The organism is Streptomyces sp. MMG1121 (assembly GCF_001280015.1).
GTDB lineage: Bacteria > Actinomycetota > Actinomycetes > Streptomycetales > Streptomycetaceae > Streptomyces.
The window spans coordinates 292,444-312,902 of record NZ_LGDV01000201.1 but is presented as its reverse complement, the minus strand read 5'-3'; the positions used below and the strand labels follow the sequence as shown (position 1 = coordinate 312,902).

At 71.9% G+C, this 20,459-nt stretch carries 18 protein-coding genes; 6 read left to right on the top strand and 12 right to left on the bottom strand.

The genetic code is table 11. The features are described 5' to 3' along the window. Positions 1-6 precede the first annotated feature (6 nt). A complete protein-coding gene (locus ADK64_RS26470; protein ID WP_053662662.1) occupies positions 7-672 on the bottom strand; it encodes a TetR family transcriptional regulator in 666 nt (221 codons plus the stop codon). Positions 673-835: 163 nt separating this feature from the next. Between ADK64_RS26470 and ADK64_RS26465 the strand changes: the two genes are divergently transcribed. The 3 genes from ADK64_RS26465 (at position 836) to ADK64_RS26455 (ending at position 5,600) form a co-directional block, all read left to right on the top strand. Further along, on the top strand, positions 836-1,726 hold the full coding sequence (locus ADK64_RS26465; RefSeq protein ID WP_053662661.1) for a shikimate dehydrogenase: 891 nt from the start codon (positions 836-838) through the stop codon (positions 1,724-1,726). A 26-nt stretch (positions 1,727-1,752) separates the two neighbouring features. Next, on the top strand, positions 1,753-3,543 hold the full coding sequence (locus tag ADK64_RS26460) for a bifunctional sugar phosphate isomerase/epimerase/4-hydroxyphenylpyruvate dioxygenase family protein (protein WP_053662836.1): 1,791 nt from the start codon (positions 1,753-1,755) through the stop codon (positions 3,541-3,543). 170 nt (positions 3,544-3,713) lie between these two features. Continuing rightward, a complete protein-coding gene (locus tag ADK64_RS26455; RefSeq protein ID WP_053662659.1) occupies positions 3,714-5,600 on the top strand; it encodes an ArnT family glycosyltransferase in 1,887 nt (628 codons plus the stop codon). A gap of 22 nt (positions 5,601-5,622) precedes the next feature. Here ADK64_RS26455 and ADK64_RS26450 read toward each other — a convergent pair whose 3' ends face one another. The 7 genes from ADK64_RS26450 to ADK64_RS26420 all read right to left on the bottom strand — a co-directional run bounded on the left by ADK64_RS26450 (position 5,623) and on the right by ADK64_RS26420 (position 14,485). Next, the gene (locus tag ADK64_RS26450; protein WP_053662657.1) at positions 5,623-6,216 is read right to left on the bottom strand and encodes a histidine phosphatase family protein; all 594 of its coding nucleotides are present in this window, start codon (positions 6,214-6,216) and stop codon (positions 5,623-5,625) included. Positions 6,217-6,222: 6 nt separating this feature from the next. Beyond that, positions 6,223-7,101 carry a phosphogluconate dehydrogenase (NAD(+)-dependent, decarboxylating) gene (gene gnd / locus ADK64_RS26445; RefSeq protein WP_053662655.1) on the bottom strand — a complete coding sequence of 293 codons (879 nt, stop codon included), beginning with the start codon at positions 7,099-7,101 and terminating at the stop codon, positions 6,223-6,225. 2 nt (positions 7,102-7,103) lie between these two features. After that, complete coding sequence (gene pgi, locus ADK64_RS26440; protein WP_053662653.1) at positions 7,104-8,762, bottom strand: glucose-6-phosphate isomerase; 1,659 nt, start codon at positions 8,760-8,762, stop codon at positions 7,104-7,106. Between the two features lies 1 nt (position 8,763). Continuing rightward, positions 8,764-9,690 carry a glucose-6-phosphate dehydrogenase assembly protein OpcA gene (opcA, locus tag ADK64_RS26435; RefSeq protein ID WP_053662651.1) on the bottom strand — a complete coding sequence of 309 codons (927 nt, stop codon included), beginning with the start codon at positions 9,688-9,690 and terminating at the stop codon, positions 8,764-8,766. Then, positions 9,687-11,285 (bottom strand): glucose-6-phosphate dehydrogenase, encoded by a 1,599-nt coding sequence (zwf, locus tag ADK64_RS26430; RefSeq protein ID WP_053662649.1) that lies wholly within the window; start codon positions 11,283-11,285, stop codon positions 9,687-9,689. The genes opcA and zwf overlap by 4 nt, the downstream gene beginning before the upstream one ends. Further along, positions 11,282-12,427 carry a transaldolase gene (tal, locus tag ADK64_RS26425; protein WP_053662647.1) on the bottom strand — a complete coding sequence of 382 codons (1,146 nt, stop codon included), beginning with the start codon at positions 12,425-12,427 and terminating at the stop codon, positions 11,282-11,284. Before tal ends, zwf begins: the two co-directional genes overlap by 4 nt. 66 nt (positions 12,428-12,493) lie before the next feature. Then, positions 12,494-14,485 carry a transketolase family protein gene (locus tag ADK64_RS26420; RefSeq protein WP_053662645.1) on the bottom strand — a complete coding sequence of 664 codons (1,992 nt, stop codon included), beginning with the start codon at positions 14,483-14,485 and terminating at the stop codon, positions 12,494-12,496. Between the two features lie 146 nt (positions 14,486-14,631). Between ADK64_RS26420 and ADK64_RS26415 the strand changes: the two genes are divergently transcribed. After that, a complete protein-coding gene (locus tag ADK64_RS26415) occupies positions 14,632-15,555 on the top strand; it encodes a helix-turn-helix domain-containing protein (protein WP_053662643.1) in 924 nt (307 codons plus the stop codon). A gap of 111 nt (positions 15,556-15,666) precedes the next feature. Then, on the top strand, positions 15,667-16,221 hold the full coding sequence (locus tag ADK64_RS26410) for an EF-Tu/IF-2/RF-3 family GTPase (protein WP_053662641.1): 555 nt from the start codon (positions 15,667-15,669) through the stop codon (positions 16,219-16,221). 67 nt (positions 16,222-16,288) lie between these two features. Here ADK64_RS26410 and ADK64_RS26405 read toward each other — a convergent pair whose 3' ends face one another. From ADK64_RS26405 to ADK64_RS26400, 3 genes are all read right to left on the bottom strand, one after another. Continuing rightward, positions 16,289-17,701: a glycoside hydrolase family 16 protein gene (locus tag ADK64_RS26405; RefSeq protein WP_053662639.1), complete on the bottom strand. Its 1,413-nt coding sequence runs from the start codon at positions 17,699-17,701 to the stop codon at positions 16,289-16,291. Positions 17,702-17,880: 179 nt separating this feature from the next. Then, entirely contained in the window at positions 17,881-18,057 is a 177-nt protein-coding gene (locus tag ADK64_RS46115; RefSeq protein WP_159046331.1) for a hypothetical protein, read from the bottom strand. A 300-nt stretch (positions 18,058-18,357) separates the two neighbouring features. Continuing rightward, the gene (locus ADK64_RS26400; protein WP_107093084.1) at positions 18,358-19,167 is read right to left on the bottom strand and encodes a maleylpyruvate isomerase N-terminal domain-containing protein; all 810 of its coding nucleotides are present in this window, start codon (positions 19,165-19,167) and stop codon (positions 18,358-18,360) included. Positions 19,168-19,341: 174 nt separating this feature from the next. Here ADK64_RS26400 and ADK64_RS46710 point away from each other — a divergent pair, with 174 nt between their 5' ends. Then, positions 19,342-19,623 (top strand): hypothetical protein, encoded by a 282-nt coding sequence (locus tag ADK64_RS46710; RefSeq protein ID WP_053662635.1) that lies wholly within the window; start codon positions 19,342-19,344, stop codon positions 19,621-19,623. 76 nt (positions 19,624-19,699) lie between these two features. On the opposite strand, the gene ADK64_RS26390 is transcribed toward ADK64_RS46710, so the two are convergent. Then, the gene (locus ADK64_RS26390) at positions 19,700-20,458 is read right to left on the bottom strand and encodes an IclR family transcriptional regulator (RefSeq protein ID WP_053662835.1); all 759 of its coding nucleotides are present in this window, start codon (positions 20,456-20,458) and stop codon (positions 19,700-19,702) included. Position 20,459: the final 1 nt, after the last annotated feature.

Sequence of the window (20,459 nt, the reverse complement as noted above, 5' to 3'; positions counted from 1 at the left end):
GCCCCGTCAGCCGTCGGCCCGCTCCGCCGTCAGGTAGGCGATGACCATGTCACCGAGCATGGCGCGGTAGTGCTCCCGCCGCCCGGGGTCCACCAGGTCGCGGCCGAACAGGGCGCCGAAGGTGTGCCGGTTGGCCACCCGGAAGAAGCAGAACGAGCTGATCATCGCGTGCAGGTCGACCGCGTCCACGCCGGCCGTGAACAGCCCGGACTCCTGTCCGGCGGCGAGGATGCGGCGGATCACGTCCAGGGCCGGGGAGCCCATCCTGCCGAGCTTCTCGGAGGCCGCGATGTGCTCGGCGCCGTGGATGTTCTCGATGCTGACCAGGCGGATGAAGTCCGGGTGCTGCTCGTGGTGGTCGAGGGTCAGCTCGGCCAGCCGCCGGATCGCCGCCACCGGGTCCAGGTGCTCGACGTCCAGCCCCTGCTCGGCCTCGCGGATCACGCCGTACGCCCGCTCCAGCACGGACGTGAACAGCTGCTCCTTGCCGCCGAAGTAGTAGTAGATCATCCGCTTGGTGGTGCGGGTGCGGGCCGCGATCTCGTCGACCCGGGCGCCGTCGTAGCCGGCCCGCGCGAACTCCTGCGTGGCCACGTCGAGGATCTCGGCCTTGGTGCGGGCGGCGTCGCGCACCCGCCCGCCGGGTTGCAGGGATTCTTCGACGCTGGTCATCGGTTTCCTTCGGGCCGGGGGCACCTGGGCGGAGCGCCCGTCGGTGGTGCCGGTGATTGTAGAAGCAGGGCCCGGTGCGCCGCCGGGGGCTTCCTCGGGAACCTCCGCTGCTGATATAGCTAACGTACTGGTTCGTACATTAGCTCTGTCTCGGGAGGTCCGCGTGGCCAAGGACTCGTATCTCGTCGGGCTGATCGGCGCGGGCATAGGCCCCTCGCTCAGCCCGGCCCTGCACCAGCGGGAGGCGGACCGGCAGGGCCTGCGCTACGTGTACCGGCTCCTCGACACCGACGTCCTCGGCGTGGCCCCGGAATCGGCCGGCCGGCTGGTCCGCGCCGCCCGCGACCTCGGCTTCGACGGGCTGAACATCACCCACCCCTGCAAGCAGCTCGTCATCGACCACCTGGACGCGCTCGATCCCCGGGCCGAGGCGCTCGGCGCGGTCAACACCGTCGTCTTCGACGGCGGCCGGGCCGTCGGCCACAACACGGACGTCACCGGCTTCGCCGCGTCCTTCGCCCGCGGTCTGCCGGACGCCCCGCTGGAACGGGTCGTCCAGCTCGGCGCGGGCGGCGCGGGCGCGGCCGTCGCACACGCCGTGCTCACCCTGGGAGCCGGGCGGGTCACCGTCGTGGACGCCCTGCCCGACCGGGCCGCCGGCCTCGCGGACTCCCTCGTACGGCACTTCGGCCCTGGCCGGGCGGCAGCCGCGTCCCCCGACCAGGTGCCCGCGCTGCTCGCCGGGACCGAAGGGGCCGGAGGGCTTGTGCACGCCACCCCCACGGGCATGGCCGCGCATCCGGGGCTTCCCCTGCCCGCCGAGTCGTTGCGGCCCGGGGTGTGGGTCGCGGAGGTGGTGTACCGGCCGCTGGAGACGGAGCTGGTGCGGGTCGCGCGGGACCGTGGGTGCGCCGTCCTGGCCGGGGGTGGGATGGCTGTGTTCCAGGCCGCAGACGCGTTTCGGCTGTTCACGGGGGTGGAGCCGGACAGCGGCCGGATGCTGGCCGACTTCGAGGAGCTGGCCGGGGCGGAGCGGTCGGGGAGCCCTGCCTGATGACCGGCACCTTCGAGGGGTTTCCCCTGCGCACTTCCATAGCCACCGTCTCCCTCAGCGGCTCCCTCACCGAGAAGCTCGCCGCCGCGTCCCGGGCCGGGTTCGGCGGGGTGGAGATCTTCGAGAACGACCTTCTCGCCAGCCCCCTCGCCCCCGAGGAGATACGCGCCCGGTGTGCCGATCTCGGGCTGCGGATCGATCTGTACCAGCCGATGCGGGACATCGAGGCCGTACCCGAGGAGGTCTTCGCCCGAAACCTTCGGCGCGCCCGGCACAAGTTCGAGCTGATGCGGCGGCTCGGGGCCGACACCGTTCTCGTGTGCTCCAGCGTCTCCCCGCTCGCCCTGGACGACGACGCCCTCGCCGCCGGGCAGCTGGCCCGACTGGCGCGACTCGCCGCGGAGTTCGGCATCCGGGTGGCGTACGAGGCGCTGGCCTGGGGTCGGCATGTGCACACGTACGACCATGCCTGGCGCATCGTCGACGCCGCCGGGCACCCGGCGCTCGGCACCTGCCTGGACAGCTTCCACATCCTCTCCCGGGGCTCCGACCCGAAGGGCATCGAGGCCATCCCCGGCGAGAAGATCTTCTTCCTCCAGCTCGCCGACGCCCCGCTGCCCGCGATGGACGTCCTGCAGTGGAGCCGCCATCACCGCTGCTTCCCGGGCCAGGGCGGCTTCGACGTCGCGGGGCTGCTGCGGCATGTGCTCAAGGCCGGCTACCGGGGGCCGCTGTCTCTGGAGGTGTTCAACGACGTCTTCCGGCAGGCCGACGCCGGCTCGACCGCCGTGGACGCCCACCGTTCCCTGCTGCTGCTCCAAGAGGCGGTCGGCGCAGCCGAGTTGCCGCCGCCGGTCGTCCCCGCCGGGGTCGCCTTCGCCGAACTCCTCACCCCGGACGCCGAACCCGTCGGTGCGCTGCTGACCGCCCTGGGCTTCACCCGTACCGCCCGGCACCGCGGCAAACCCGTCGACCTGTGGCAGCGCGGCGAGGCCCGGATCCTGGTCAACACCGCCGCCACCGCCCGCCGCGACGGCACCCGGCTCGCCGCGATCGGGCTCGCGTGCCCGGACCCCGCCGGGGCCGCCCGCCGAGCGGAGGCCCTCCACGCCCCCGTACTGCCCCGCCGCCGCGCCCCCGAGGACGCCCCGCTCGACGCCGTCGCCGCGCCCGACGGCACGGAGCTGTTCTTCTGCGCCACCGATGACCCCGAACTCCCGGACTGGCGGGCCGACTTCGCCGACCTGCCGGACGCGCCGGCGCCCTGCTCCGGCACGCGTGTCGACCACCTCGCCCTGACCCACCCCTGGCACCACTTCGACGAGGCGACGCTCTTCCACCGCAGCGTCCTCGGGCTCGGCGCCCGGGAGAGCGTCGACCTCGCCGACCCCTACGGACTGCGGCGCAGCCGGGCCGTGGCCAACGCCGACGGCAGCGTCCGTATCGCCCTCACCGTCGGCGCGGCGCCCGCCGACGAGACCGTGCACGCCGCGCACATCGCGCTGGCCACCGACGACGTGGTGGCCGCGGCCCGCGCCTTCCGCGCGGCCGGCGGCCGGCTGCTGACGGTACCGGCCAACTACTACGACGACCTCGCCGCCCGGTACGACTTCGCGGACGGCGAGCTGGAGACCTACCGGGACCTCGGCATCCTCTACGACCGGGACACGGGTGGCGCCTTCCGGCACTGCTACACCGAGACCGTCGGCCGCGTCTTCTTCGAACTCGTCCAGCGCGACCCCGGCCACCACGGGTACGGCGCCGCGAACGCGCCGGTACGGCTCGCGGCCCAGCACGCCGGGCGGCTCCCCGGCTGAACCGGCCGGCCTCTTACCGGATGCCCCGCAGGGGTGAGAGGCCGGTGAGACCTTCATCGGGTTCAGCTCCGGTTCAGGCTCCGTACATGTCCGGCGGCAGATACTCCGCCAGATCCGCTAGGCGCACTGCGCCCGGATCACTCCGTGTACGGGAGCCCGAAAGGCCGTTCATGCTGAGCACCTCCACCGAGTCGGCCGTCCGGGACGGCGGTCCGCCGCAGGCGGCCGAGCCCCGCCCAGACACCGCCCGGTACGAGCGGCCGCTGCTCGCGGGCATCTGCCTGCTCGCCGCCCTGCTGTGCCTGTGGGGGCTCCAGCACAGCGCGTACCACGCCTTCTACGCGAGTGCGGTCCGCAGCATGACCGACAGCCCGACCGACTTCTTCTACGGCGCCTTCGACCCGGCCGGCTCCATCACGCTGGACAAACTGCCCGGCTTCCTGTGGCCGCAGGCCCTGTCCGCGCTCGTGTTCGGCTTCCATCCGTGGGCGCTGGTGCTGCCCCAGGCCCTGGAGATGGTGGGCTGCGTCCTGCTGCTGCACGTGCTGGTGCGCCGCTGGGCCGGGGCGGTCGCCGGGCTGCTGGCCGCCGCCTTCCTCACCCTGACCCCGGTGACCGTGGGCCTCGGCCGCTCGGTCACCGAGGACGCGCCGTTCGTGCTGCTCCTGCTGCTGGCCGCCGAGGCCACCTGGCGGGCCGCCGGGAAGGGCCGCCCGCGCACCCTGCTGCTCGCGGGCCTGTGGGTGGGCCTCGCCTTCCAGTGCAAGATGCTGGAGGCCTGGGCGGTGCTGCCCGCGCTCGCCGCCACCTATCTCGTCGCCGCACCCCTCGCACCGCGCCGCCGGATCGCGCACGTGGTGCTGGCCGGCGCGGTCACCGTGTCGGTGTCGCTGTCGTGGATGCTGGCGACCGCCCTCGCCCCGGCCGGATCCCGCCCCTATCTCGACGGCACCACGAACGACTCGCCGTTCGCGCTGGTCGTCGGCTACAACTTCCTGACCCGCTTCCACGCCGTCGGCGTTGACGCGGCCGGCACCGGCAGCATAGTGGCGAGCCGGGCCGCCCACGCCGGGCAGCACGCGGCTCCCGGAATGGGTGACAGCATAGGGAAGATGGTCGCCCCGGGCCTGGCCACCCAGACCGGCTGGCTGTACCCGCTGGCCGTACTCGGCCTGGCCGCCGGGCTGCTGATGCTGCGACGGCGCCGCCCGGCGCGCACCGACCGGCAGGTGGCCGGGTACGTGCTGTGGGGTGTGTGGGGCGCGACCTTCTTCGCCGTCTTCAGCTTCGGCAGCGTGACCGGCCACACCTACTACATGGGCGTCGTCGCGGTGGCCGTGGCCGCGCTGGCGGCGGTCGGCGTCGTCCGGGCCCGGCGCTCCCGTGTGCTGCTGCCGGCCGTCCTGGCGGTGAACGTCGTGTGGTGTGCGGGTCTGACCCTGTGGTACCGGGACTTCGAGGCCTGGGCGGCGCCCTGCGCGGCGGCCCTCGGCCTGCTCGCGCTGCTGCTCGCCGCGTTCCGCCGGCCGGCCGCGCTCGCCACGGGTCTCGCCGCCGTGCTGCTGATACCGGCCGGCTGGTCGGCGTCCGCGCTCTCGCCGCGCTACAACCAGCCCGGCAGCCTCGGCCGGGTCGGCCCCACCAGCACCCGGACCGGTGACACGCTGTCCACACTGGGCCCCGAACACCGGCGGCTGCTCGCCTACCTCACCGCGCACCGGGGCACCGCCCGCTATCTGGCCGCCGTCCCCGGCTGGGAGAGCGCCGCACCGTACGTCATAGCCGCCGACGCGTCCGTACTGCCGATGGGCGGCTTCACCGGCCGCGTCCCGTTCCCGCGGCCGACCGCCTTCCGCGCACTGCTGGACAGCGGGCGGCTGCGCTACGTCGTCGTCACGCGCGCGGACCTGCGCCACGGCGCCCGTGACGACGAGCGTCCCGTCGGCGCGCTGCTGCGCTGGACCGCCGCCCACTGCACGCGCGTCCCGCGCTCCGCCTACGACCCCGCCGACCACACCCGGCTGCTGTACGACTGCGGCCCGGCCCACCAGAGGTGAACCGGGCTGCGGGGAAAGGCCGTTACGCCCGTCCGTTCCACTCGGCGATCACGGGCCGCCCGTGCTCGGTGGACAGCCGGCTGACGGTGCCGGTGGCCAGCTGGAACAGCCGGCCCTCGGCGGGCGCGAGGCCCAGCCGGCGGGCGGTGAGCACCCGCAGGAAGTGGGCGTGGGCGACGAGGACCACGTCGCCGGCGTCCTCGGCGAGCGCCTCGTCGACGCGGGCCAGCACCCGGTCGGCGCGGGCGCCGATCACCTGCGGCGACTCGCCCGGGTGCCCCTCCGGGCCGGGTGGTACGCCGTCGGTCCACAGGTCCCAGCCCGGACGCGCCCGGTGGATGTCGACCGTGGTGATGCCCTCGTAGCCGCCGTAGTCCCACTCGTGCAGATCGGGGTCGGGTACGACCCCGGTCAGGCCCGCCAGTTCGGCGGTGCGTATCGCGCGGCCCAGTGGGCTGGCCAGCGCGAGGGCGTACGTCCGCCCGGTGAGGAGCGGGGCGAGGGACTTGGCCTGTTCCTCGCCGTGCTCGGTCAGGGGCAGGTCGGTCCAGCTGGTGTGCTGTCCCGACCGGCTCCACTCCGTCTCACCGTGGCGGACCAGCAGGAGGTCCCCCACGGTGGTTCAGTCCTTCTTCTCTACGGCGTGGCCGCCGAACTGGTTGCGCAGCGCGGCGATCATCTTCATCTGCGGGGAGTCGTCCTGGCGGGAGGCGAACCGCGCGAACAGGGAGGCGGTGATCGCGGGCAACGGCACCGCGTTGTCGATGGCCGCCTCGACCGTCCAGCGGCCCTCGCCGGAGTCCTCCGCGTAGCCACGCAGCTTGTCCAGGTGCTCGTCCTCGTCCAGGGCGTTGACCGCGAGGTCGAGCAGCCAGGAGCGGATGACGGTGCCCTCCTGCCAGGAGCGGAACACCTCGCGCACGTTCTCCACGGAGTGGACCTTCTCCAGCAGCTCCCAGCCCTCGGCGTAGGCCTGCATCATCGCGTACTCGATGCCGTTGTGGACCATCTTCGAGAAGTGTCCGGCGCCCACCCGGCCGGCGTGGACGTAGCCGTAGGGGCCGTCCGGCTTGAGCGCCTCGAAGATCGGCTTCAGGGCGTCGACGTGCTCCTTGTCACCACCGACCATGAGCGCGTAGCCGTTCTGCAGGCCCCACACACCACCGGAGACGCCGGCGTCGACGAAGCCGATGCCCTTGATGCCGAGCTGGGCGGCGTGCCTCTCGTCGTCCGTCCAGCGGGAGTTGCCGCCGTCGATGACCGTGTCGCCGGGCTCCAGCAGGTCGCCGAGTTCGTCGACGACGGTCTGGGTGGCGGTACCGGCCGGGACCATCACCCACACATGGCGCGGCGCGTCGAGACTCTCGACGAGTTCGGCGAGGGACTTGACGTCGGAGACGTCGGGGTTGCGGTCGTAGCCGATGACGGTGTGGCCGGCGCGGCGGATCCGCTCGCGCATGTTGCCGCCCATCTTGCCGAGACCGATGAGACCGAGCTGCATGATCAGTTCTCCGATGCGTTCTTGAGAGTGCGGTAGGCGGCGACGAGGGCCTTGGAGGAGGGGTCGAGACCGGGGACGTCCGCGCCCTCGGTCAGGGCGGGCTCGACCCGCTTGGCGAGGACCTTGCCCAGCTCGACGCCCCACTGGTCGAAGGAGTCGATGTTCCACACGGCGCCCTGCACGAACACCTTGTGCTCGTAGAGCGCGATCAGCTGGCCGAGCACGGACGGGGTCAGCTCGCCGGCCAGGATCGTGGTGGTGGGGTGGTCGCCGTGGAAGGTGCGGTGCGCCACCTGCTCCTCGGCCACGCCTTCCGCGCGGACTTCCTCCTCCGTCTTGCCGAAGGCGAGCGCCTGGGTCTGGGCGAAGAAGTTGGCCATCAACAGGTCGTGCTGCGCCTTGAGTTCAGCGCTCAGCTCGCCGATCGGGCGGGCGAAGCCGATGAAGTCCGCCGGGATCAGCTTGGTGCCCTGGTGGATCAACTGGTAGTAGGCGTGCTGCCCGTTGGTGCCCGGGGTGCCCCACACGACCGGACCGGTCTGCCACTCCACCGGCTCGCCGTCGCGCTGCACCGACTTGCCGTTGGACTCCATGTCCAGCTGCTGGAGGTACGCGGTGAACTTCGACAGGTAGTGGCTGTAGGGCAGCACCGCGTGCGACTGGGCGTCGAAGAAGTCGCCGTACCAGATGCCCAGCAGGCCCAGCAGCAGCGGGGCGTTGGCCTCGGCGGGCGCGGTGCGGAAGTGGTCGTCCATCAGCCGGAAGCCGTCGAGCATCTCGCGGAACCGGTCGGGTCCGACGGCGATCATCAGGGACAGGCCGATCGCGGAGTCGAACGAGTAGCGGCCGCCGACCCAGTCCCAGAAAGCGAACATGTTGTCCGGGTCGATGCCGAACTCGGTGACCTTCCCGGCGTTCGTCGACAGTGCCACGAAGTGCTTGGCGACGGCCTTGGTGTCCCCGTCCAGCCCGTCGAGCAGCCACTTCCGTGCGGACGTCGCGTTGGTGATCGTCTCGATTGTGGTGAACGTCTTGGATGCGACGATGAACAGCGTCTCCGCCGGATCCAGGTCGCGGGTGGCCTCGTGCAGGTCGGCGCCGTCCACGTTCGACACGAACCGGAACGTCAACTCCCGGGCGGTGTACGGGCGCAGCGCCTCGTAGGCCATGGCGGGGCCGAGGTCCGAGCCGCCGATGCCGATGTTCACGACGTTCTTGATGCGCTGGCCGGTGTGGCCGGTCCACTCGCCGGAGCGGACCCGGTCGGCGAAGCCGGCCATCTGGTCGAGGACGGCGTGCACCTTCGGCACCACGTTCTCGCCGTCGACCTCGACCACCGCGTCCCGCGCGGCGCGCAGCGCGGTGTGCAGCACGGCCCGGTCCTCGGTGACGTTGATCTTCGCACCGCGGAACATGGCGTCCCGCAGGCCGAACACGTCCGTGGCGGTGGCGAGTTCCTGGAGCAGGGCCAGGGTCTCGTCGGTGATCAGGTGCTTGCTGTAGTCGATGTACAGGTCGCCGACCCGCACGACGTACCGCTCGGCGCGGGCGGGGTCCGTCGCGAACAGTTCGCGCAGCCGCGGCCGGTCCTCGGCGCGGTGGTCGGCGAGGGCCGCCCACTCGGGCCGATTGGTGAGCTTCGGAAAATCGGACGGTGCCATGTCAGGCGTTCTCCTTGGTGGCCTCGCCCTTGAGGGCGATGGCGTACATCTCGTCGGCGTCGAGGCGGCGCAGTTCCTCGGCGATGAGTTCGGAGGTGGGGCGGACCTTCAGCGCGAGGGTGCGCGGCGGCTGGCCCGGCAGGGTCAGTGTCGCGAGCGGCCCCTCGGGCCGGTCGATGACGATCTCGCCGTTCGCGGTGCCCAGCCGTACGGCCGTGACGAACGGGCCGGCGGTCACCACCCGGTCCACCCGGACGCCCAGGCGGGCCTCCAGCCAGCGCGAGAGCAGCTCGGCGCTGGGGTTGTCGGCCTCGGCCTCCACCGCCGCCGACGTCACCTTCACCCGGGCCTGGTCCAGGGCCGCGGCCAGCATGGACCGCCACAGGGTCAGCCGGGTCCAGGCGAGGTCGGTGTCGCCGGGCGCGTAGTTGCGGGCGCGGGTCTCCAGGACCTCCAGCGGCCGCTCGACCGCGTACAGGTCCGTGATCCGGCGCTGGGCGAGCGCCCCGAGCGGGTCCTTGGACGGGGTGTCGGGGGCCTCCACCGGCCACCACACGACGACGGGCGCGTCCGGCAGCAGCAGCGGCAGGACGACCGAGTCGGCGTGGTCGGACACCTCTCCGTAGGTGCGCAGCACGACCGTCTCGCCGGTGCCGGCCTCGGAGCCGACGCGGACCTCGGCGTCGAGCCGCGAGTGGGTGCGGTCGCGCAGGGTGCGGGCGTGCCGCTTGATGACGACCAGGGTCCGCGAGGGGTGCTCGTGCGAGGCCTCCTCGGCGGCCTTGATCGAGTCGTAGGCGTTCTCCTCGTCCGTGACGATGACCATCGTCAGGACCATGCCCACGGCCGGTGTGCCGATGGCGCGGCGGCCCTGCACCAACGCCTTGTTGATCTTGCTTGCCGTGGTGTCGGTCAGGTCGATCTTCATGGCCTGCGCCAGCTCCGTCCGTCTCGTGCGAGCATCTCGTCGGCTTCCCTCGGTCCCCAGCTGCCCGACGCGTACTGCGCCGGCCTGCCGTGCGCCGCCCAGTACTCCTCGATCGGGTCGAGGATCTTCCAGGACTCTTCCACTTCCTGGTGACGGGGGAACAAATTCGCGTCGCCGAGCAGCACGTCCAGGATGAGCCGCTCGTACGCCTCCGGGCTCGACTCGGTGAACGACTCGCCGTAGGCGAAGTCCATCGACACGTCCCGGATCTCCATCGACGTGCCGGGCACCTTGGAGCCGAACCGGACCGTCATGCCCTCGTCGGGCTGGACGCGGATGACGATCGCGTTCTGGCCCAGCTCCTCCGTCGCCGTGGAGTCGAACGGCGAGTGCGGGGCCCGCTTGAAGACCACGGCGATCTCGGTGACCCGGCGGCCCAGTCGCTTGCCGGTGCGCAGGTAGAACGGCACGCCCGCCCAGCGGCGGTTGTCGATGCCCAGCTTGATCGCGGCGAAGGTGTCGGTCTTCGACTTGGGGTCGATGCCGTCCTCCTGGAGGTAACCGACGACCTTCTCGCCGCCCTGCCAGCCGGCCGCGTACTGGCCGCGCACGGTGTGCTCGCCGAGCTCCGCCGGCAGCCGCACCGACTTCAGCACCTTCAGCTTCTCGGTGAGCAGCGCCTCCGCGTCGAACGCGATCGGCTCCTCCATCGCGGTGAGGGCCATGAGCTGGAGCAGGTGGTTCTGGATGACGTCACGGGCGGCGCCGATGCCGTCGTAGTAACCGGCCCGGCCGCCGATGCCGATGTCCTCGGCCATGGTGATCTGTACGTGGTCGACGTACGACCGGTTCCAGATCGGCTCGTACATCTGGTTGGCGAAGCGCAGCGCCAGGATGTTCTGGACGGTCTCCTTGCCGAGGTAGTGGTCGATGCGGAACACCTGGTCCGGCTCGAACACCTCGTGCACGATCTTGTTCAGCTCGATGGCGCTGGCCAGGTCGTGGCCGAACGGCTTCTCGATGACCGCGCGCCGCCAGGCACCCTCGGGCGGGTTCGCCAGGCCGTGCTTCTTGAGCTGCTGCACGACCTTGGGGAAGAACTTCGGCGGCACCGAGAGATAGAAGGCGAAGTTGCCGCCGGTGCCGCGGGAGGCGTCCAGCTCGTCCACGGCGTCCTTCAGCTGCTTGAACGCGGTGTCGTCGTCGAAGTCACCCGGGATGAACCGCATGCCCTCGGCGAGCTGCTGCCACACCTCCTCGCGGAACGGGGTGCGGGAGTGCTCGCGCACCGCGTCGTGCACGACCTGCGCGAAGTCCTGGTCCTCCCAGTCCCGGCGGGCGAAGCCGACCAGCGAGAAGCCCGGCGGCAGCAGGCCACGGTTGGCCAGGTCGTACACGGCCGGCATCAGCTTCTTGCGGGACAGGTCACCGGTCACACCGAAGATCACCAGACCGGACGGTCCGGCGATGCGGGGGAGCCGGCGGTCCCGGGCGTCCCGCAGCGGGTTGTCCCAGTCGGCGGCCGGGGCCACCGGCACGGTCACCTCCGCCGGCGCCTTCGCGGGTGCCGGGGCGGCGGGTGCGTTGTCGGTCATCGGGCGTCAACTCCCTTGCTCTTCAGGGACTTCGCTACGGCGTCCAGCAGCTCCTGCCAGGCCGCCTCGAACTTGCCGACGCCCTCGTCCTCCAGCTGCTGGACGATCTCGTCGTAGGAGATACCGAGCCCTTCCACGGCGGCCAGGTCGGCGCGGGCCCGGTCGTAGCCGCCGGTCACCGTGTCGCCGGTGATCTCGCCGTGGTCGGCGACGGCGTTCAGGGTGGCCTCCGGCATGGTGTTGACGGTGCCCGGCGCGACCAGCTCGTCCACGTACAGGGTGTCCTTGTAGGCGGGATCCTTCACCCCGGTGGACGCCCACAGCGGACGCTGCCTGTTCGCCTTCTCGCCGGCGAGGGCCAGCCAGCGCTCGGAGGCGAAGACCTCCTCGTACGCCTCGTAGGCGAGCCGGGCGTTGGCGAGGGCCGCGCGGCCCTTGAGCGCGAGGGCCTCGTCGGTGCCCAGGGCGGTCAGCCGCTTGTCGATCTCGGAGTCCACACGGGAGACGAAGAAGGACGCCACCGAGTGAATGGCGGAGAGGTCGATGCCGCGCTCGCGGGCCTTCTCCAGGCCGGCCAGGTAGGCGGCCATGACCTCGCGGTAGCGCTCCAGCGAGAAGATCAGGGTCACGTTGACGCTGATGCCGAGGCCGATGACCTCGGTGATCGCCGGCAGGCCCGCCTTCGTCGCCGGGATCTTGATCATCACGTTGGGCCGGTCGACCAGCCAGGCGAGCTGCTTGGCCTCGGCGATCGTCGGCCCGGTGCGGTGGGCGAGACGCGGGTCGACCTCGATGGAGACCCGCCCGTCGCGCCCCTCGGAGGCGGCGTACACGGGATCCAGGATGTCGGCGGCCGCCCGCACGTCGGCGGTCGTCATCATGCGCACCGCCTCGTCCACCGTCACACCGCGTACGGCGAGGTCGGTGAGCTGCTCCTCGTAGCCCTCGCCGGAGCCGATGGCGGCCTGGAAGATCGACGGGTTGGTGGTGACGCCGACGACGTTCTTGTTCTCGATCAGGTCGGCCAGGTTGCCCGAGGCGATCCGCCCCCGCGACAGGTCGTCCAGCCAGACGGAGACTCCCTCGTCGGCGAGGCGCTTGAGGGCTCCGGCGGTGGCGATTGCTTCGGTCACGTCACTCATCTTTCTTGATTTCTCGCCGCGTTGTCTTGTCGCGGACGCAGGTCGCGGATTGTTGTCGCGTTCAGGTCAGGCGCGCGCGGCGGCGAGGGACTCGCGGGCCGCGGCGGCGACGTTCTCGGGGGTGAAGCCGAACTCGGCGAACAGGGTCGTGGCGTCGGCGGAGGCGCCGAAGTGCTCCAGGGAAACGATGCGGCCGGCGTCCCCGACGTAGCGGTACCAGGTCAGCCCGATGCCCGCCTCCACGGCGACCCGGGCCTTCACGGCCGGCGGCAGCACCCGCTCGCGGTACTCGCGCGGCTGCTCCTCGAACCACTCCACGGACGGCATCGACACCACGCGCGTGCCGATCCCCTCCGCCTCCAGCCGCTCCCGCGCGGCCACGGCCAGCTGCACCTCGGAACCCGTCGCGATGACGATCACCTCCGGGACCTCGGTCGAGGACTCGCGCAGCACATAGCCGCCCTTGGCCGCGTCCTCGTTCCAGGCGATCGCGGTCTCGTTGGCGTCGGCCGGGCGGACGACGTTCAGGCCCGGGATCGCCCGCAGCGAGGCCAGGTGCTCGACCGGCTGGTGGGTCGGGCCGTCCTCGCCGAGCCCGATGGAGTCGTGCGTCCACACGTACGTCACCGGCAGCTGCATCAGCGCCGCCATGCGGACGGCGTTGCGCATGTAGTCGGAGAACACCAGGAAGGTGCCGCCGTAGATCCGGGTGTTGCCGTGCAGGGCGATGCCGTTCATCTCGGCGCCCATGGAGAACTCGCGGATGCCGAAGTGGACGGTACGGCCGTACGGGTCGGCCTCGGGCAGCGGGTTGCCCTTCGGCAGGAAGGAGCTGGCCTTGTCGATGGTGGTGTTGTTGGACCCGGCGAGGTCGGCGGAGCCGCCCCACAGCTCGGGGATCACCGGGCCGAGCGCCTGGAGCACCTTGCCGGAGGCGGCGCGGGTGGCGACGGCCTTGCCCTCCTCGAACACCGGCAGCGCGTCCTGCCAGCCCTCGGGCAGCTCGCCCTTGCCGACCCGCTCGAACAGGGCGGCCCGCTCCGGCCGGCCGGAGCGCCACTCGGCGATCCGCTTGTCCCAGGCCGCGTGTGCCTCCGCGCCCCGGTCCAGGGCCCGGCGGGTGTGCTTGAGGACCTCGTCGGCGACCTCGAAGGTCTGCTCGGGGTCGAAGCCGAGCAGGCGCTTGGTGGCCGCGATCTCGTCCTCGCCGAGCGCGGAGCCGTGGGAGGCCTCGGTGTTCCGCGCGTTCGGGGCGGGCCAGGCGATGATCGTGCGCATCGCGATGATCGACGGCCGTTCGGTCTCGGCCCGGGCCGCCGTCAGCGCCGCGTACAGGGCGGGGACGTCGACGTCGCCGTCGGCGGTGGGCTCGATGCGCTGGGTGTGCCAGCCGTAGGCCGCGTACCGGCCGAGGACGTCCTCCGAGAAGGCGGTGGCCGTGTCGCCCTCGATGGAGATGTGGTTGTCGTCATAGAGGAAGACCAGGTTGCCGAGCTTCTGGTGGCCGGCCAGCGAGGAGGCCTCGGCGGAGACGCCTTCCTCCAGGTCGCCGTCGGAGACGATCGCCCAGATGGTGTGGTCGAAGGGGGAGGAGCCCTCGGCGGCCTCCGGGTCGAACAGACCGCGCTCGTAGCGGGCGGCCATCGCCATGCCGACGGCGTTGGCGACGCCCTGGCCCAGCGGACCGGTGGTGGTCTCGACGCCGGCGGTGTGCCCGTACTCGGGGTGGCCGGGGGTCTTCGAACCCTGGGTGCGGAACGCCTTCAGGTCGTCCAGCTCCAGCTCGTACCCGGCGAGGAAGAGCTGCGTGTACAGGGTCAGCGAGGTGTGCCCGGGGGAGAGGACGAAACGATCCCGGCCGGTCCACTCGGGGTCGGCGGGGTCATGACGCATCACCTTCTGAAAGATCGTGTACGCGGCAGGCGCCAGGCTCATCGCCGTGCCCGGGTGGCCGTTGCCGACCTTCTGCACCGCATCGGCCGCCAGCAGACGGGCTGTGTCCACGGCGCGCCGGTCGAGGTCGGTCCACTCGAAGCTGTCGGAAGTCTGCGTGGTCATCTTCAAGAAGTCCTCGTTCAGTGCGGAATGGCTGGCCGGACGCGTTCAAACTTAAAAGTCTGACTTTTTCGAGGAAAGGTCGGGGTGTGTCAGCCTGTGGTGAATCTGGGACAGTGATCGCGCGACAGGGATGGCACGAAAAGGACATGGTTGACACAACGGTGCAAGCCGGTAGAGGCGGCGCGGACGGCGAGGGGACCGGCGGCGGTGACGCCATCCGTACCTTCCCCTTCCCGACCGAGCTGGCCGTCGGCCGCGTCGGCATGCAGATCGGCCCCATGGGGACCGACCGCACCTGGCACGCCGACGCCCCCCTGGAGCGCGTCCACCGCATCGACTTCCACGTCGTGATGCTCTTCACCGACGGCCCCGTACGACACATGATCGACTTCGCCGAGTACGAGGCCGCGGCCGGCGACCTGCTGTGGATCCGCCCCGGACAGGTCCACCGCTTCTCCCGGGAGTCCGGGTACCACGGAACGGTCCTGACCATGCAGCCCGGCTTCCTGCCGCGGGCCACCGTCGAGGCGACCGGCCTGTACCGCTACGACCTCCCGCCCCTGCTCCACCCCGACCCGGCCCAGCTCGCCGCCCTCCACAGTGCCCTGGACCAACTGCAGCGCGAGTACGAGGACACCGCAACGCTCCCGCTCAGCCTGCACACGGCCGTCCTCAGGCACGCCCTCACCGCGTTCCTGCTGCGCCTCGCCCACCTCGCGGCCAGTTCCGCCGAGGCCTCCCGGCAGCGCACGGACAGCACCTTCACCCGCTTCCGCGACGCCGTCGAGCAGGGCTTCGCCACCAACCACAGCGTCAGCGCCTACGCCGACGCCCTCGGCTACTCCCGCCGCACCCTGGTCCGCGCCGTCCGGGCGGCGACCGGCGAGACCCCGAAGGGCTTCATCGACAAACGCGTGATCCTGGAGGCCAAACGCCTCCTCGCCCACACGGATCTGACGATCGGCCGGGTCGGCGTGGCCGTCGGCTTCCCCGACGCGGCGAACTTCTCCAAGTTCTTCCAGCTGCACACCGGCCGGACACCGGTGGCGTTCCGGGCCGAGCTGCGCTAGAAACTGTCCTTCCGTGCGCGGTGCCGCGTGCGGTCACACAGGGGGCACGGGTTGCGCGTGGGTGGATCGGCAGGTCGGCCGGCGGCGCACGCCGCGGGGGCGGCGTTCCTCATGCCCGTCGAAGACGTCTTCCGGCTGCGGCAGGGCAGAGCGGTCATGGTGGCGGGGCGGATCGAGCGCGGCCCGGTGCGTACGGGCGACGCGGTGGAGGTCGTCGGTTCGGCCGGCGGTGCGACCGCCCTCGTCGCGGACATCGAGCAGGGCGGGGTGCGCGTCCGGGAGGCGTGTGCGCACATGAACGTGGGGGTGCTGCTGCGCGGCGTCGCCACGGACGCCGTCGAGCGGGGCCAGGTGCTCGCCGCGCCGGGTTCGATCGGCGCACATGCAGGCTTCACCGCCGAGATCACCCTGCTGTCCGAGGGGCGGGGTGGTGCGGACGTGGTCCCGGGCGCCCGCCTCCGCTTCCACCTCCGCACCGCCGCGGTGTGGGGGACGGTCGTGCCGCTCGACGGCGCCGACGTGGTCCGGCCGCTGCACGGAGCCCGGGTGACCGTGGAACTCGACGAGCCCGTCGCCCTGGAAGAAGGCCAGCCCTTCGCGTTCCGCCACCACGGTCGTGCCGCCGGTTCCGGCACCGTGCTGCGGCTCCCCTGCCGGACCCCGTGAGCGGCGCCGGGGGTTGACGCGTGCGTGATCGTCAACTCCCCGGCGCCAACTGCCCGTTCGGCCCGGTTCAGTGCCCGAAGTCGAACCAGTTGACGTTCACGAAGTCGGCCGGCTGGCCGCTGGTGAAGGTCAGATAGACATCGTGCGTGCCGGTCACCGCGCCGATGTTGGCCGGGATCGTCCGCCAGGACTGCCAGCCCCCGGTGTTGCCGACCGCGAAGCTGCCGATCGGTGCGTTGCCCGGACTGTCCAGCCGTACCTCGACCAGGCCGCTCACCCCGGACGCGGCCCCGCTCGCCACCCGGGCGTAGAACTGGGTGGCCGCCGTGGAACCGAAGTTCACCCCCTTGTACAGCGCCCAGTCACCGCCCGCGAGGGAGCCGATGTCCTGGCCGCCCCCGGTGTCGGTGGTGGTCTCGGTGCTGGTGCCGGACTGGCTGTCGTACGACTCGGCCTGGATGGCGCTGTAGGCGTCCCGGTTGCCGGTCGGCGGGGGAGTGGTGCCGCCGCCCCCACCGGACTGGAGCACCTGGACGTAGTCCACGGCCATCGGGTGGCCCGGGTCGGTGGCGCCGGTCGGGCCGCCGCCGAACGCCGCGGGGAAGCCTCCGCCCATCGCCACGTTCAGGATGACGAAGAAGCCGTGGTTCGTGGCGTTGGCCCAGGTCGTCGCGTCCACCTGATTCGCGGTGACCGTCTGGTAGTTGACGCCGTCGACGTAGAAGCGGATCGCCTCCGGGCTCACGGAGCGGTCCCACTCCATCGTGTAGGTGTGGAAGCCGGACTGGCAGGTGGTGTTCGGGCAGGCGGTGGAGTTGCCGAGGCCCGTGGTCTCGTTGCACGGTCCGCCGGGGCTCGTGCCGCAGTGCATCGTGGCCCACGTCTTGTTCAGGCCGTTGACGTTCTCCATGACGTCCAGCTCGCCGACGCCCGGCCAGTTCTGGTAGTTGCCGCGGAAGGGGGCGCCCAGCATCCAGAAGGCGGGCCAGTAGCCGACGGCCGCGTCCCCGGTCACGTTCGGCATCTGGATCCGGGCCTCCACGCGCAGCTTGCCGCCGGCCGGCGGCTGGAAGTCGGTGCGGGTGGTCTCGATCCGGCCGGAGGTCCAGTTGCCGGAGGCGTCGCGGCGCGGGGTGATGAGCAGGTTGCCGTTGCCGTCCAGGGCGACGTTGTTCGTGCTCGACGTCATCGTCTCGACCTCGCCGGTGCCCCAGTTCGCGGCGCCGCCCGGGTACGAGGTTCCGGTGTCGTACTGCCAGTTGGAGGTGTTGACGCCGGATCCGGCCGCCCCGTCGAAGTCGTCGACGAAGACCTGTGACCAGCCCGACGGGGGCGCGGGTGCGGAGGCGTCCGCGGGGGCGGTGGCGGCCGTGGCGAGGGCCGCGGCCAGGCCGAGCGTGGCGACGGCGGCGACGAGCGCGCGCCGCAGTGGACGGCGGTGCGCGGGGCGGGGTCTGGGTATGCCGGAGGATGCACTCATGGGGGCCTCTCGGGTACGGGGGTGCGGGAGCGGTGTGAGAGCGCTCCCACGTCTGATCGGCTGAGAGCGCTCTCAGAGTGTCGCCAATGTGCTCCCCGCCTCTGCGGCCGTCAAGCCTTGAAGCAAGGAAAGTCCTTGATTCGCAGGGGAGTTCACCGGGTGAAGTCACCCGTACCGGCTCAGACCGCGCTGCCGGCCCTCCAGCCGGCCCACGACAGGTTCCAGCCGTTGAGACCGTTGGCCGGATCGACCGTCCGCTCGCCGGAGTCCGTCACGATCACCACGTCACCGACCATCGAGCTGTCGTAGAACTCGTAGCCGTCCACCGAGGTGTCGCCGGCGCCCTCGGCGCTCAACCACCGCGACCTCAAGGTGCTCGGCCGCTACGGCTTCACCGCCTCCACCCTGGCCACCGCGCCCTGCGCCCGCTGCGCGGCCCGGACGCGGCCGGACTCGACGACGAGGACGGCGCGGAGAACTGACGGCGTCAGGTGCCGACCAGGCGCGCCGATCAGCTTGTGGGCCGCCGCCCTTGGTCAGCCGCTTCGCGGCCGTGGCGGTCTGCTCCCCCAGCGGCCCCGAGGCCACCGCGGCGTGGCTGTACCCGTTGAGGGGAGGCACGCCTCGGGGCGTACGCGGGGGCCCATCGTCACGTCTTACTCGTCCGGGTCCCAGGCGCTGAGCTGGTCGAAGAGACGTGGGTCGCCGTCGAGCTCCAGGGAGTTGAACGGGATACGGTCGTGCAGGATGAGGACCAGCTCGTCGGCCGTGCCCCGGGCGGAGGCGTTGGCCGCGGCCGCGTCCGCGTCCGGGTCCTGGTCGGCAGCGGTGGCCGATATGGTGCCGGGCCCGGGGAGACGGGCGGTCCGTGCGCCGTCGGCGGAGAGCGAGAGGCGCCAGGAGCGGCCCTCGGAGGCGTGGAAGTCGACGACAGCGGGCTTGTGTGGCCAGGCACTCGTCGTTGCGACGCAGGTGGACAGGAACTCGTCGACACCGTCGAGTGCCACCTCGGTCGGCAGCGGCTGCGGGGCACCCAGGGTGATCTGGGCGTCGTAGGTGTGCACCGCCATCTGCTGGAGCTGGTGCCGAGCTACGGCACCGGAGGTCTGCGGCGACTGCGACGTCTCCCACCACGTCCAGCAACCACGATCCGGGCCGGCGTTCCGCAATGCGTCCAGCAGTTGCTCCGTGGACTCCGCCAACCAGGCCAGCAGGGCCTCGCGCTCCCGAGGCGCAGCCGGGGCGCCCTCCGCTGCTGACTTGGCCGGAGCAGGCCCTGCGGCGACGGTGGCGGCCCAGTCGCGGCGCCCCTCGCCGATGTGCTGCGCCAGATCGAACAGCGTCCACTCGGGGCAGGTCGGCACCTGTACGTCGAGGCTGGGCGCGGAGGCGATCGCGGCGCGGAAGGCAGTCGACCGTTCGTCGATCAGTCGCAGCAGAACGGGGAACTCGAGTGTCATTGTCACCCCGAATCCCTATCACCGCGTTCCGGCGACCGGACAGCGATTTTCACAGCCGCCACCGACCGTGCGTCACACACGGTCATTCTCAGCCCCCGGAGTGATCGCGTTTCCGCAGGTCGCCGTTCGCGAAAGTCCCAGGGCAACCACGGCGGACGCCCGAAGGTCATCGACGACGACATGCTCGCCTTCGCCGTCGCGCGGAAGGACAAGGGCGTCCCCGTCCCCGGGATCGCCAAGAAGCTCACCCTCAAGACCGGCAAGGACGCGGGGAAGTCGCCTTCGGTCGCCTCGCTCTACCGGGCACTCGCGGAAGCCGGGGCCGCCGCGGTGGACGACGGCCTGCCCCTGCGGCCCATGCCCGTACGCATCCGCCGTCCCGGAGAGGCGCTCACCGCCGAGGAGATCGGGCTGCGCAACCGGCTCCAGGCCCGGCCCCACCCGAACGCCGAGCTTTGGTAGGCACGCTCCCGACCTGCACCGAGCCCATGATCATCGGCCTGGCGTCAACCGAGGCCGTGAACCGGGCCTGCCCGGGTCACGGCTCGCCGCGCTCCGGCCGCCAGCCGAGCGCCCGGGAGATCCCGCGCCCCGCCAGCCGGACCGCCGGCGCCAGCGCCGGCACCCGGGCGGCCGCCCGGGGCACCACCACCGACACCGCCGCGACCACCTGCCCGCCGGGCCCGTGTACGGCCGCGGCCACCGACAGCGCGTCCTCGGTCACCTGGCGCTCGCTCACCGCCACACCCGAGCGCCGTACTTCGGCGAGCGTGCGCCGCAGCCGTAGCGGATCGGTGATCGTGTACGGCGTGAAGGGGGCGAGCGGTCCGGCGCAGTACTCCTCCTGAAGACCCGGATCGGCGTGCGCGAGCAGGGCGAGCCCGACCCCGGTGGCGTGCAGCGGCCAGCGCGCGCCGACGCGGATGTGCACGCCCACCGCCGAACGGCCCGAGAGCCACTCGACGTACACGACCTCCGTACCGTCCCGCACGGCCAACTGCACGTTCTCGTGCGTCGCCTCGTACAGATCCTCCAGATACGGCAGTGCCAGCTGCCGCAGCCCCAGGCCGCGCGGAGCGAGCGCGGCCACCTCCCACAGCCGCAGCCCCACGTGGTAGACCCCGGACGCGTCGCGCTCCAGCGCACCCCACGCGGTCAGCGCGCCCGCCAGCCGGTGCGCGGTGGTCAGGCTCAGCCCGGCCCGACGGCTGATGTCCGTCAGCGACAGGGCCGGGTGGGCGTGGTCGAACGCGGCGAGCACGCCCAGCAGCCGGTCGGCCGCGGACCGCTCGCTCACC